Raw genomic sequence first — 13,515 nt, 5'->3', positions numbered from 1 at the left:
CATGAAGATCATCGATATTTCAAGACCCCTGCACAATGATACACCTGTTTGGCCAGGTGACACCCCCTTTGCCTTCTCACTGAATTGGACGAAGGAGGAAACAGGGTCTGTCAACGTCGGACAGCTGAAGATGAGTTCTCATACAGGCACCCATGTTGATGCTCCCTTCCACTTTGACATTGACGGGAACCGAATACTTGATATGACTTTGGAGCGGTTCATGGGACCGGCAATCGTCGTTTCGGTGGAGGATTCTACGGAAATCAGTCCAGAACTGTTAATGGAGATCGACTTTGCTAATGTTAAAAAAGTTCTATTTAAAACCAATGCCTGGAAGGATCCAAATCGATTTCCCGAGCATATCCCCCCTATAAGTAAGGCGCTGGCTCCCTTTTTAAAGGAAGAGGGCATTGATCTGATCGGGGTGGATCTTCCTTCTGTTGATCCTTTGGATAGTAAGGAATTGGAAGCCCATCATTCTCTGTGCGATCATGACATTGGAATTTTGGAAGGAATCGACCTTACTCACGTGAACCCGGGGTTATACGATCTGGCTGCCCTCCCCCTTCCACTTAAAGAAGGGGACGGGTCCCCGGTTCGTGCTATTTTGATTGAGCGTACGTAACAATCATTTCTTTTTCCTGAATGGTTTTTGTCCTTAAGGTCGAATATATCTCCACTCCTTTTTCATAGACTAATATAAGACGTTTACAATCAAGTGACGATAGCTAGAAAAAAAGGAGTGGGGTTTATGGGAATTACCATCACCATCGGTTTTATCGTGATACTTGGAATGATTATGGGGATCCTTATTTATTTCTTGAGACAGGCTTTGGATTCGGATGACTCCAAAAAGGTTGATTCGCGTGATGATCATTTTTCGCAATGATGGTTTGGTTCATTGATTCGGTTGGTAAAATGAAGGAACGGTTCATAAATCCCTTTAGAGTTTGATGTTTTTCTAAAAAGGTCGATTAAAACCACAAAAAATCCCGGCATCTGATCCTCTCTCCAGGACGCCGGGGCTTTTTTTATTCCGTAATTTCCTTTTCCCCCAGTTTCATCGGGCTTGAACAAAGGGGACAAACCTTGGACTCTGTATCCTCGTGGGTTTCCGGCCTTTGCCAGGCGATGCATTCGGGACTTGTGCAAACCCAGGCCAAAATCTTACTAACCTTTCCACTTCTCGCCTTTTTAGGTCTTTTCGGTTCCACTTGGGGTGTATGGTTGAATAAGTCCGAAAGAAAGCGCGAGCATTTCCTCTGTTCCCCCTGATAATAGGCGGGGGAAGAAATGAATAATTTTTCTTTTGCCCTCGTGATGGCTACATAAGCAAGACGTCTTTCTTCCTCCACCGCTCCCGTCGCCTTCTCCTTTTGGTTCGGGTCCATATACACCTTATCTTCAAGCTTATTGGCATTGAGAGCTGAGCTGTGGGGAAGATTCCCTTCGATGGCGCCGATTAAAAATACGACAGGAAACTCTAGTCCCTTTGACCGGTGAATCGTCATAAGGGAAACGCTGTTGGTGTCCTTGTTCCCTCGCTGATTCGAATAGATTTCCTCATACTTCGCTTTCATCTCATCAATAAAGGTAATGAAGCCTGAAATCGTATCAAATCGCTTTGCCGATCCTTCAAGCTCGTCCAGCATTTCCTTAATGAGTTCCTTCTGTTCTGTCACCACGTGGGATTCCTGGGCATCGATGTATTGATGATAGAATTCCTTCCGGATACGCTTGATCGCACTTTCCGGTGATTGGTCTCCTATTGCCTTCAGGAACTTCATCCGTTCTTTCATATTCTTCACCTGGAAAGGCTTGAGTCCCGGTAAAGTGGTTAAGTGAATGAGCGGATACTTCTTCCGCTCTTTTTGCTCTTCTTCCAGGATATGAGCCATTCCCCGGTCTCTTCGGATAAAAAGGGTGGGAAGGAGCGATTCAATGGCCGCAAAGTTTCTTGGGACGATTGATAATCGCAAGTAGTCCACCACGGGTTTCACGGTCCAGTTATCATAGAAAAGAGAATCCTTTTGATTGTAGGGAGTGAACGGAATCTCCTTTAACAGGAGCTGTTCGAAGACAGCACGCCCACTGCTCATGGTGCGATGGAGAATGGTCATGTCCCCGTAACCATACCCTTCCCCTGCTAATCTATGAATCTCTTCTGTAATCCAGACAGCTTCTTCATCTGCAGTGGCGGGTCTTGAATAGAGAGGCTTCTGTCCTTCCGCTTTAGTAGCAATCAGCTCTTTTTTCCGTCGGTGTTCATTCCGCCCGATCACTTCATTCCCCAAACCGATAATATAGGCATCAGAGCGGTAGTTTTCTTTTAATGTCACGATTTTCGCATCCGGAAACTCTTCATCAAAGTCCAGAATAAATTCGTTCCGGGCCCCATTAAATGTGTAGATCGTTTGATCATCGTCCCCGACGACGAACAAATTCCGATGGGCCGCAATTAATTTAATCAGCTCATATTGAACAAGGTTCGTATCCTGAAACTCATCGACCATTACATATTGGAACCGGTGCTGGAGGGAAGTTAGCAAATTCGGATTCCCCAATAGTAATTGAAATGCCTCTGTCAAAATATCATCAAAATCCATTTTATGATTCATGCGCTTCCACTCTTCATATTTTAAGAGGATGCTCTTCACTTCTTTTTCAGACTTGGATTTCTCAGGAAGCTCCCGTATATCTTTCTGATTCAGCTTATAATGAGAGAGTTTAGCAAGGAGTGTCTCGGCATCATATGGATCATATATGTTCATTTCTCTTTGGATTTGCTTCAAAATAATTTGTTTATAGCGCTCATTCCCGATTACTTCCTGCGTATAGTGACGGGATCTCAATAAATAAAGGAACAGGGCATGAAACGTGCTGGCATGAACCTGTCCCCCATGTTCTGCACCGGGTAGCCTTGCGATCCGCTGCTTCATTTCTTCCGCTGCTTTCTTCGTGAATGTGACAAGCAGAATATTTCTTGGTTGAATATCCTTCACATTCATCAGATATCCTGCGCGGCAGACGAGAACCGTCGTTTTCCCCGTTCCTGCGCCGGCGAGGGTCAAGCACGGGCCATTGACATGACGAACGGCATCAACTTGAGAAGCATTCAGGTGGATGCCCGCTTCTTCCATCGTCCGAAAGAAAAAAGCATCCTCGTCATGGGAGGATACCAGTTGCTTTGTAGTCTCTCCCTTATGAAGCGGCGCCACTGGGATTTCCTTCTTTTCCGCTTCATATGGATAAATAGAATAGTTGGTTAATACTTTATTCAAAGCTCATTCTCCTAGCTTTCCTTTACGATTCATAACCTTCTCATCATAACAAGAGCCCTTCAAAAATAGCAATGACAATCTCAGGATGATTGGGATGAACTACTGGATTTGAAATTACTGTTAAACGATTGTTTAATCCCTTGAACCCTAGTAGAATAAATGTTTTGAATAGCTAATCAAACGTTTGTTTAAATCGGATATGCTCCCCGGGGATTAGCATATTGAAAGAAAAGGTAATAGAACATTAGGTGATAAATGATGAATCTAATAAATTGGGGCTTTACCCGCTTCAACAGTATAAAAGCAGAATTTGACCTGTTCCCCCACTCCCTTGTCATCCTCAGGAAGATCAGAAACTATTACTTCGTCAATAAAGTTCACTGGTCCCACCTCGATCCTGTCGTGGAAACACATCATCTCGAAGAAATGGAACTGCTTGTGAACCGGGAACTGGACTTGGAAATGAATTATCTTAATAGAAGGTTGGATTAATGACTTATTTTTTGCTCACTGAAAATTGCCCAAATGCGCTTTCATGTTTTCGTCTATCGACTATTATAAAAAGTAATAATGGCGTTGCACAGAGTGGATTGTAGCGAAAGGTGCTCGACTCCTGCGGGAAAAGCGGGACAGGTGAGACCCCGGAAGCAAAGCTGAGGAGGCTCACCGCCCGCCCCGCGGAAAGCGAGCACCTGCAGCGGAAAGGAACGGTCTCTGTCTTATTGAATGCAATTTACAGGCTACTACATCCTATTGTTAAAAATCTTAAAAAAAGAGATATTTTGAGATAAAGTAAGATAACCGCCCATTTCAATATAAAAAACAGCCCAGATCCCATTATATTGATTATTCTGAACATTTGCATTAATATTAGAATTTGTTAATATATAATTAATAAAAGATTTACAAACACAATCTTTAAAGGAAGGCGTGATTCCAATGAAGTAAGCTAGCAAAGCATGTCAGCATCACATCTCGCTTTTGAGATCGGCCCGTGAAAACTGATTTCAAGATGTGTGGATATGCGGGAATGCGCAATCTTATTTCAGGAGATGATTCCAATGAAGAGTGCAAGCGAAGCATGCTACATCATGGTACGCAAGAGGATAGCCTGTGAAAACTATCTTCGTAACATGTAGGTGTGTGGGAAAATCATAAGCAAAATGAAAATAAACTAAATATTACATGCAAGACCATTAATTAAATTGAATGTTAAGTATGTGTATTAGTAAGAAAGGATAGTAAAGTTAATTGAATAAGGGTTACTTAAGTTAAGGCGCTGTTTATGTGATAAAGACATAAGCAGCGTCTTAAATTTGTGGTCAAAATTCTTCTTTTAACAGCGAGCAGACAGCCGCATCACAAAAGATGCCTTTTTCAAATGCCGCTTTTCGTAAAACACCTTCAAACGTAAACCCTGCTTTTTCAAGACTTCTCTTCGAGGCCACATTTTCGGGATCGTAATACGCTTCAATCCGATTGAGATCCATTTCTTCAAAACCGTATTTCAGGATCGGTCGTAATACCTCTGTTATGACTCCTTGTCTCCAATGGGACGGATGAACCTCAAAACCTATCTCGGCTTTAAAATGTTCTTTTTCCCATTCGTGAAATCCGCAGCTCCCGATAATCTTGTTTGATGCCTTTAGCGCAATCCCCCAACGGATTCCTTCATTTATATGAAACCTATTGTTCCAACTCTCGATGATCTCTACTGCTTGTTTTTCATCATGAAACGATTCCAGATCATAATATCGGGTCACTTCATCTTTTGAGAAATAATCAAAAACATGGGGTGCATCCCCTTCTTCCATCTGCCGTAAGCGAAATCTTTCTGTTTCAAGTGCCGGAAAGGTTCGTGTCAACATACTCATTCTCCTTTTCTCCTTGTTCTCCTTATGTATTCAACATTGGATTTTCCAATGCCTTCTTGAAAGAGAAAATTTTCATAAAATTGCAGTTTGTGTTCTTTCCTTAATCTGGTTACAATCGATGTAATAGACTAAAAAGGATGGGAATTTCGATGAAAGCCGAAAAAATTTTGGTAAGTACTGCCCTATTCACCGGAAATACAGTTTCCCCCATCGATGGCTTTGTGGCGTTGAAAGATGACGTGATCATTGGTGTCGGTCCCCGTTCGGAGATCGAGAGTTTTGCAGGGCCATACACGGAAGTATGGGACGTAGGAAACCGTCTAGTAGCAGCAGGGTTTCATGATTTTCACCTTCACTGGTTTTTGGGAGCGATGTTTGAGGGTTTTTGCCAACTGACTTTCGGGTCTACAGAGGAATTGACGGCGAAGATGGTGGCAGAGTATGCCCGGGAAAACCCCGATGAGGAATGGGTGCTTGGATTCGGATGGCATCATGTTCGCTGGCCAGGGCAGACTCTTCCGACTCGCCATTCATTAGATCAGTACCTGCCCCACCGCCCTGTTGTACTTCTTAATGAAGAAGCTCACAGCGCCTGGTTGAATTCGGCTGCCCTGGAGAAATTGGGGATTCACCGGGATACACCCGAACCTCCCTTCGGTAAGATCGAAAAAGATGATCAAGGTGAACCAACCGGCTTTCTATATGAGACGGCTGTACAGTATGTGGTGGATGCTTTCACATTTGATAAAAAAGTGAAAACAAGATTGATGAACGGCATGTTGAAGAAGACGGCATCCTGCGGGATCACTTCCGTCTCCGATATGCTTCCTCTTCCCGGTTATACTTTAGGGGATCCAGGCTTCTATCAAACATTTGAGGAAAAAGGGTTGCTGACGACTCGCATTCATTTCCTTGATGTGCTGGATGGTAATCTTGAACGCGGTATTTATTTTAGAGAGAAGTATCAGTCAGATAAGCTTCAATTTTCAGGATTGAAGCAGTTTCTGGATGGTGTCCCCCTGACGTATACCGGTTATCTGCTTCAGCCCTATGCTGATCGCCCCAAGGAAACAGGTGGAACCATTTTTGAACCCGATGTTTATCGAAAATGGATCGAGGATGCTGACCGGGAAGGGTTCAGGATCCGCCTGCATGCATGCGGGGATGCGGCAGTCCGATTAGGCCTGGATGTGTATGAGCATGCACGGAATGTCAATGGAACCCGGGACTCAAGGCATACGATCGAGCATATTGAAGTGTGCGATCCACACGATTTCGAGCGATTTGCCAAACTTGGAGTCATTGCATCCATCCAGCCTGAGCATCTCACGTCTGGTTCGATGGATACCCATGCCTATTTGGACAGACTTGGCATGGAGCGTGCACGATACACTTGGCCGATCGGCTCATTGCAACAGAATAACGCGTGCATTGCCTTCGGTACGGACTTTCCAATTGTGGATTTGAATCCAATGCCCGGTCTATACAGGGCCGTCACCCGGAAGCACGAAGACGGTTCTCCTCTTGGCGGATGGAATCCTCATGAGAAAATTTCATTGGCACACGCCCTGATCCATTACACGAAATCCCCTGCCTACGGAAACTTTCGGGAACATGAGTTAGGCACGATCGAAGCAGGAAAGAAAGCTGATTTAGTCGTTTTGGACCGAAATCCATTCGATGTTGATTCGGAGGAAATCCTTGAGATGAATGTGTGGATGACACTGATGGATGGTAAGATTGTGTTTGAAAAGTAGTCGCAGAACGGAAAATAAATAGAGGTCCGTCCCTCATATCCGGGGACGGACCTTTATTGTTATTTTGTTTCTGGTTTTTGTAGTCCGCCACCGCGGATGGTTTTTTCCTCGAATGGGAGGTTGAGTTCTTTGCTTAGTTTTTCAAGGAAGCTCAGTTCACGCTTCGATACGAGACAGATGACGGTTCCTTCTGCCCCCATGCGGCCGGTTCTTCCTGAACGGTGGATGTATTGCTTCGTGTCACTCGGGAAGTCGAAATGGATCACGTGGGTGACATCCGTGATATCAAGACCGCGCGCCGCAACGTCAGTTGTCAGAAGCATGGACACTTTCCCTGAGCGGAAACGGTCCAGGGATTGCTTACGCTCCATCTTGTTCGATTCTCCTGCGAGTACTTCGAGCTCGACCCCCTTATATTTAAGCTTCTCTTCCATTTCAGAGAGCTTTTCCAATTGATTAAAGAATACAAGTGCTTTAATCCCTTTGAAATAAGAAATGCTTCTGAGGGCTTCCATCTTATCCCGCAGCTCACTATATACAAAGACATGGTCCACTTTCGAATTGTCAAGATTGGTTTCCATTTTGACGGTCTCGTGATTCTGCAACAGGGATTCAGCTACCTGCTCTGTTTCATCCGATAACGTAGCAGAGAAAAATAGGACCTGCCTCTCTTTTAATGTCGATTTGATGATATCCTTCACTTCCCGGATATGTTCTGATGAAATCATTAAATCAAACTCATCAACGATGATGGTTTTCACTTCATGCATCTTCAGTTTTTTCATTTTCATCAATTCGATCAGTCGACCCGTTGTTCCGACTACGATATGTGGCTTTTTCTTCAGCTTCTCGACTTGCTTTTTAATGTTCGCCCCTCCGATGAAGGCAGCACTCGTTACGTCAGTCCCCTTTGCCCATTTCTGGATTTCCTGGTGGATCTGCATGACTAGCTCTCTTGATGGCGCAAGGATGACAGCTTGTGCCTGTTTTCTGGATGGGTCCATTGCCTGGATGATCGGCAGTAAATATGCCAGTGTCTTTCCAGTTCCCGTAGGTGATTCACAAACAACATCTTTCCCTTCCATGATAAGGGGTACAACTTTTTCCTGTACGGGTGTAAACGCAGTAAATCCTGATTCTTCCCAGTTTTTTTGTAGAGCCGGGGAATTAATCATGTTTGATAGTGAATTCATTTGATTCGTCCTTTCTTAATCAGCAATGGCAGAAGGATCCTCATCCCCCTCAATAGGTAAACTGATTTCCACTGCCGTTCCCTTTTCTTTCTCACTTTGAAAATGTATATTTCCTTTATGGCGCTGGATGATTTTCAGGCATACGGCAAGTCCCAGGCCTGTACCTTTTTCTTTCGTCGAATAAAACGGCTCACCAAGATGTTCGATTCTTTCAGGCTCCATCCCGACTCCATTATCCTTTACGATTACCTGAGCGTTCGTCCCCTGCTCTTCCAAGGTGATTAAAACCCTGCCATCCATGCATGTAGGAATCGCTTCCACGGCATTCTTAATGATATTGATGAAAACCTGTTTAAGCTGGTTTGATTCCCCTAACACATACAAAGGTTTTTCAGACAGGTTCATATATGTAATGGACACATTATCAAGATTAGCCTGTGCTTCCATCAGGACCAGGACCTGCTGGAGGATATCATCGAGTTTCTCACTACGGAAGTGTGTTTCCTGTTGTTTTCCAAGTATCAGCATCTCGCCTGAAATCAAGTCAATTCGATCCACTTCAGAGAGCATAATGTTCAAATGATCATGGTTAATGGTTTCAGTCGTCTGCATAAGTTGGATGAATCCCTTTAGAGAGGTGAGCGGGTTGCGGATTTCATGGGCAACGGCAGCTGCTAATTGGCCAATGACGGAAAGTTTTTCAGATGCAACGACCATTTCTTCATTTTCCCGATTCAAGGTGATATCCCTTGCAATTGCGAACATCCCTGTCACCTCTCGATTAATGATAATCGGAACGAGGGAGCATCGCAGGAGCTTTCTCTTATAATCGCCGATGTGGATCTTCGTTTCAAAGGTGGATGCCAATCCATTGAACGTGACGAAAAAGTATTCTCTGACGCGCTTCAATTCTTCGTCATCCAAGAACTTACTGAATTTCACTTCCTCCAGCTCTTGATGTGTGAATTCAAGCAAGCCCTCAGCTTCTGCGTTTACTGATACGACATTCCCATCTAAACTCAGCTCTAAGACGGCATCGGGGTTTTGTTCAAACAATGAATGGTAATGCTGATTCCTTATTTGGAGCTGCTTCTCTTTTTTCGACAATTGCTCATTGGAAAGAAAGAGATCTTTAGTCCTGCGGTATATCAGAAAAAAAATGATGATACCTGTAACAAATGTAAATAACCAGCCCTTATAGCGCTGAAAATAAATATACATACTAAGCTTTTCATGTGCAATGATCATGGAAGCATAATCCGATAGCACAATCCATAATGCGCCTAACAATACATAGGTGACGGATATTTTTAAGGCAATATCTTTCGCTTGTTTCATTATGTGATGTTCACCTAAATTCAAATAGTCTTTCCCCTATGGTTTCTCAGTTCTTACCCATTTATCATAAAATTTTCATAGGATTGAAATTAGAAGTATTTTCTTTGGTTTCAATTACTTGAACAACACACATAATAATAACATAAGGAGCCAGTGTGATGAGAAAAAATCATAAGATGAACCTGCGGATTCCATGGATCTGTTCACCCTTAATCGCCCTCCACCCTTTCAAATTGCTGATTATATCTTTCTAATACCCCTATTCAAATAGAGGTCCTCCGTCCTTTTTCCTAATCTTTGAAATTTACGTTTATTTTTCATAGCGAAGGTAAAAAGAGAAGATATGATAGGGAAAGCAGGTGATGCGAATGTTACATATGATGTATGGAAGCAAACCATTCAGTAAAAACGGCACGATTACACTTCCCCGTAAGTGGAGACAGAAGTTTGGCCTGTTGCCGGGAAAACTTGCAGAGCTCGTCTATCAAAACCATTGCCTCTATATTAAGCAAGCCTTGAAGGACTCCACCCATAACCAACGCTACATCTCAGAAAAAGGAACAGTCCATATTCCCAAGGAAATTCGGGATGAAATGGGCATGATATATCCATCCACCTACAGCTTGCATGTCAATGAAAAAGAGAATTGTTTTATGATCACCCTAGAAAAATAGCGAAACAACAACAAGGTCCGTCCCTCACTGGTTTAAAGCGATGAGGGACGGACCTTTGGTTGATGGATGGTGATGCTGCTTCCCTTTTGGGAGATGGATAGTTTGCGGACGTTCATGGTCGGGAATGATTGTTCGAGTTGACGGAAAAGCCACTCACTTGCTTCCCGTTCCACAAAGCAGGCTATCGTCGGGCCGGCACCGCTTAGAGCAACACCGAAAGCACCGAATCGATCCGCCACTTCTTCTACTGCATCGTAATGGGGAAGCAGCTTTCTCCGGTGAGGCTGATGATATCGATCACGCTTCATCATTTTCCCGACCATTTCCCAATCACCGGTTAAAAACGCTGCTACTAACACATTTGATATCGCTCCAGCCTGTACGGATTCTGTAAATGAATGAGTGGACGGAAGGACATTTCTCGAATCTGATGTTTTCAACTCCGCTTTCGGGATGACACATACCACTTCAATCGGAAGGTCAGGCACTGTCACCAGGTTAACGCCTTTTTCATGCTGACAGCTGACGACAAACCCCCCGTATAGTGACGCCCCGACATTATCTGGATGGCCTTCATACCGATTTGCAATGGCCAGCTTCTTTTCCTGAGTCAGGTTAAGGCCGCATAATGCATTTGCGAGTTCTATTCCTGCCACGACAGCGGCTGCACTGGATCCGAGCCCCCTTGTCAAAGGGATATCACTTGATACATACAAATGGCACGGAGCCGGCTTCTTTCCATATTCATCCGCCACCTCCTTTACCACTTCTACAATGAAATGAGAATCATCAGCCGGAAAGACCTTAAGGGCCGATGACAATGGTATCACCATCCAAGCGTCAGCTTCATGGGCCTCAACGGTTAAAAATACATTTAAAGCCAAACCAAGCGAATCAAATCCGGCACCTAAATTAGCCGTACTTCCCGGGACGACAATTTTCCAAGAGCGTGCTTCCCGGCTTTTCATACCCCTATCGTTCCTTTAATATAATCCTTCACAAGTTCACGATCGTTGGGAAGCTTCACCGGTGAGACCGGGCTGCACTCCATAGCAGTAACCGGATCTTTCAGACCATTCCCCGTCAGTACTGCGACTACCTTCGACCCTTGTTCAAGCAGACCCTTCTCCAATGCTTTCTTTACTCCTGCGATGGAAGCACACGAAGCCGGCTCTGCGAAGAGCCCTTCTTTCCTGGCCATAAGCTGATAGGCTTCCAGGATTTCTTCATCCGTCACTTCATCGATGTGTCCGTTTGATTCTTTCAACGCGTCAACGGCCAATGTCCAGCTTGCCGGGTTTCCGATCCGGATCGCAGTGGCAATCGTTTCAGGCTGGGGAAATACGCGGTCATGGACGAGAGCTGCAGCCCCAGAGGCTTCAAAGCCAAACATTCGAGGCAGTGCAGTAGCGTTTCGATCTGAATATTCTTTAAATCCCTTCCAGTATGCTGAAATGTTCCCTGCATTTCCGACTGGGATCGAAAGCACATCAGGAGCTCCACCTAACCCTTCAATGACCTCGAAAGCAGCTGTTTTCTGCCCTTCTAATCGATATGGATTCACTGAATTCACGAGGGTGACGGATTCGGTTTTGCTTAACTCACGTACAATCTCGAGTGCTTCATCAAAATTGCCTTCGATTGCAATGATTTCGGCCCCGTACATGACAGCTTGAGCCAATTTCCCTTGAGCGATTTTCCCCTCTGGGATGACGACGATGCATTTGATCCCCGCCCTCGCTGCATAGGCCGCAGCAGAAGCACTTGTATTTCCCGTCGATGCACAAATGACCGTTGAACTGCCGGATTCCACCGCCTTTGCAACTGCAAGTACCATTCCCCGGTCTTTAAAGGACCCTGTCGGATTAGCTCCCTCCACCTTTGCATAAAGTTCGATGCCCCATTCCTTGGACAAGGAATTCAGCTCGATCAACGGGGTGTTTCCTTCGTTCAAGCTTAAAAGGGGAGTATCCGCATTTAATGGAAGATGTTCTTTATACTGCTCCAGTAATCCTTTCCACCTCATCCTTTTTCTCCTCCTTCTACGCGGTATGAGCTTTCAATCGATTGAATCGCTTCATAATCCTTCAACTCCATTAAAATATCCTCGTAATGATCCAAAGAAGCCTTATGAGTCACTAGAACGATTTCGGCAAACTCTTCACTGTCCAGTGGGTTCTGAAGTATTTTCTCGAAGCTGACTCCGTGATTTGAGAAGATGGACGTCAGTTTAGCTAATACGCCTACTTCGTCTTGAACGTGCAATCGCAGGAAATATTTTGAATGAATTTCATCCCGTTCTTTTAGTCTCTTCGGGAACTGCGGGTTCACAGCACTCTTTCCCGTAACGCCAAGCCTCATATTTTTCATGATTCCTACCATATCTGAAACGACGGCTGTCGCCGTTGGCAGACTGCCTGCACCTGGTCCATAAAACATCGTCTCCCCTACTGCTTCTCCGTACACATACACGGCGTTATATTCGTCATGTACGGAGGCAAGGGGATGTTCATTTTGTAGAAGGGTAGGCTCAACGCTTACCTCGACTTTCTCCCCTTCACGGTGAGCGTAACCGATGAGCTTCATTGTATACCCAAACTGTTCAGCATATTGAATATCATTCCCAGTTACTTCCGTGATGCCTTTCACTTTCACATCGGCCAGATCCACGTTCATGGAAAACCCCAGTGTTGAAAGGATAGCCATTTTCCTTGCAGCATCCAGCCCGCCGACATCTGCCGTCGGATCTGCTTCAGCATAGCCAAGATCCTGAGCTTCCTTCAATACATCATCGAAGGTCCGTCCCTCTTTTGTCATCTTTGTCAAAATGAAGTTGGTCGTACCGTTGACGATTCCCATCATTTTGGTGATGCGGTCAGAAGCTAGACCATCTACCAAACTTCTTAAAATCGGGATGCCTCCTGCTACGCTTGCTTCGTAGAATAAGTCACAGCCATTTTCAGAGGCTGCTTTTAATAATTCCGGTCCGTGGAGAGCCATGAGATCCTTATTTGCGGTGACGACATGCTTCTTCTGGTTTAAAGCATGAAGGAGATGTTCCTTCGTCGCTTCGATTCCACCCATGACCTCGACCACAATATCAATTTCAGGATCAAACAGGACTTCCTCAGGATTTAAGGTCAGTATGCTGTTTTCAATATCCAGTCCCCTATCTTTTTCTAAATCCTGAACGAGGGCTTTTTTTACCGTTACCGGGCAGCCGATTTGATGGGACAGTTTATCCTGATGATTCTCTACAATCTTCACCACTCCCGCTCCCACTGTTCCAAGTCCTAAAAGTCCGATTGAAATTGATTCCATTAGCCGAAAACCTCCGTTTGTTTATTTCTGATGTACATTTGTTCTTGTATAGTGGACATTATAGTTGAAAAAATTAC

The 13,515-nt window shown here is 44.5% G+C and carries 12 protein-coding genes; 5 read left to right on the top strand and 7 right to left on the bottom strand.

Annotated features, from left to right (window positions below):
• The first annotated feature begins 1 nt into the window (after position 1).
• The gene (gene kynB, locus BAA9072_RS11635) at positions 2 to 625 is read left to right on the top strand and encodes an arylformamidase (protein ID WP_201714844.1); all 624 of its coding nucleotides are present in this window, start codon (positions 2 to 4) and stop codon (positions 623 to 625) included.
• 126 nt (positions 626 to 751) lie between these two features.
• A complete protein-coding gene (locus tag BAA9072_RS11630) occupies positions 752 to 889 on the top strand; it encodes a hypothetical protein (protein WP_201714843.1) in 138 nt (45 codons plus the stop codon).
• Positions 890 to 1,031: 142 nt separating this feature from the next.
• Here the strand turns inward: BAA9072_RS11630 and BAA9072_RS11625 are convergent, their stop codons facing one another.
• Positions 1,032 to 3,281 carry a UvrD-helicase domain-containing protein gene (locus tag BAA9072_RS11625; protein WP_201714842.1) on the bottom strand — a complete coding sequence of 750 codons (2,250 nt, stop codon included), beginning with the start codon at positions 3,279 to 3,281 and terminating at the stop codon, positions 1,032 to 1,034.
• Positions 3,282 to 3,536: 255 nt separating this feature from the next.
• Between BAA9072_RS11625 and BAA9072_RS11620 the strand changes: the two genes are divergently transcribed.
• Positions 3,537 to 3,773, top strand: a complete 237-nt coding sequence (locus BAA9072_RS11620; RefSeq protein WP_230980839.1) for a hypothetical protein — start codon at positions 3,537 to 3,539, stop codon at positions 3,771 to 3,773.
• An 830-nt stretch (positions 3,774 to 4,603) separates the two neighbouring features.
• Here BAA9072_RS11620 and BAA9072_RS11615 read toward each other — a convergent pair.
• Positions 4,604 to 5,155: a GNAT family N-acetyltransferase gene (locus BAA9072_RS11615; protein ID WP_230980838.1), complete on the bottom strand. Its 552-nt coding sequence runs from the start codon at positions 5,153 to 5,155 to the stop codon at positions 4,604 to 4,606.
• A gap of 149 nt (positions 5,156 to 5,304) precedes the next feature.
• Between BAA9072_RS11615 and BAA9072_RS11610 the strand changes: the two genes are divergently transcribed.
• Positions 5,305 to 6,912: an amidohydrolase gene (locus tag BAA9072_RS11610; protein WP_230980837.1), complete on the top strand. Its 1,608-nt coding sequence runs from the start codon at positions 5,305 to 5,307 to the stop codon at positions 6,910 to 6,912.
• A gap of 59 nt (positions 6,913 to 6,971) precedes the next feature.
• Here BAA9072_RS11610 and BAA9072_RS11605 read toward each other — a convergent pair whose 3' ends face one another.
• Positions 6,972 to 8,105 carry a DEAD/DEAH box helicase gene (locus BAA9072_RS11605; RefSeq protein WP_201714841.1) on the bottom strand — a complete coding sequence of 378 codons (1,134 nt, stop codon included), beginning with the start codon at positions 8,103 to 8,105 and terminating at the stop codon, positions 6,972 to 6,974.
• 15 nt (positions 8,106 to 8,120) lie between these two features.
• Positions 8,121 to 9,443: an ATP-binding protein gene (locus BAA9072_RS11600; protein ID WP_201714840.1), complete on the bottom strand. Its 1,323-nt coding sequence runs from the start codon at positions 9,441 to 9,443 to the stop codon at positions 8,121 to 8,123.
• Between the two features lie 368 nt (positions 9,444 to 9,811).
• Here BAA9072_RS11600 and BAA9072_RS11595 point away from each other — a divergent pair, with 368 nt between their 5' ends.
• Positions 9,812 to 10,117: an AbrB/MazE/SpoVT family DNA-binding domain-containing protein gene (locus tag BAA9072_RS11595; protein ID WP_230980836.1), complete on the top strand. Its 306-nt coding sequence runs from the start codon at positions 9,812 to 9,814 to the stop codon at positions 10,115 to 10,117.
• Positions 10,118 to 10,149: 32 nt separating this feature from the next.
• Here BAA9072_RS11595 and thrB read toward each other — a convergent pair whose 3' ends face one another.
• From thrB to BAA9072_RS11580, 3 genes are read right to left on the bottom strand one after another with little or no spacing between them, the layout of a single operon-like run.
• Entirely contained in the window at positions 10,150 to 11,085 is a 936-nt protein-coding gene (thrB, locus tag BAA9072_RS11590) for a homoserine kinase (RefSeq protein ID WP_201714839.1), read from the bottom strand.
• Positions 11,082 to 12,143, bottom strand: a complete 1,062-nt coding sequence (thrC, locus tag BAA9072_RS11585) for a threonine synthase (RefSeq protein ID WP_201714838.1) — start codon at positions 12,141 to 12,143, stop codon at positions 11,082 to 11,084. The genes thrB and thrC overlap by 4 nt, the downstream gene beginning before the upstream one ends.
• Entirely contained in the window at positions 12,140 to 13,438 is a 1,299-nt protein-coding gene (locus BAA9072_RS11580; protein ID WP_201714837.1) for a homoserine dehydrogenase, read from the bottom strand. Before BAA9072_RS11580 ends, thrC begins: the two co-directional genes overlap by 4 nt.
• Positions 13,439 to 13,515 lie beyond the last annotated feature (77 nt).

The organism is Rossellomorea arthrocnemi, from assembly GCF_904424705.1.
GTDB lineage: Bacteria > Bacillota > Bacilli > Bacillales > Bacillaceae_B > Rossellomorea > Rossellomorea arthrocnemi.
Note: the sequence above shows the minus strand (reverse complement) of the source record. Positions and strands in the feature narration are given on the sequence as shown.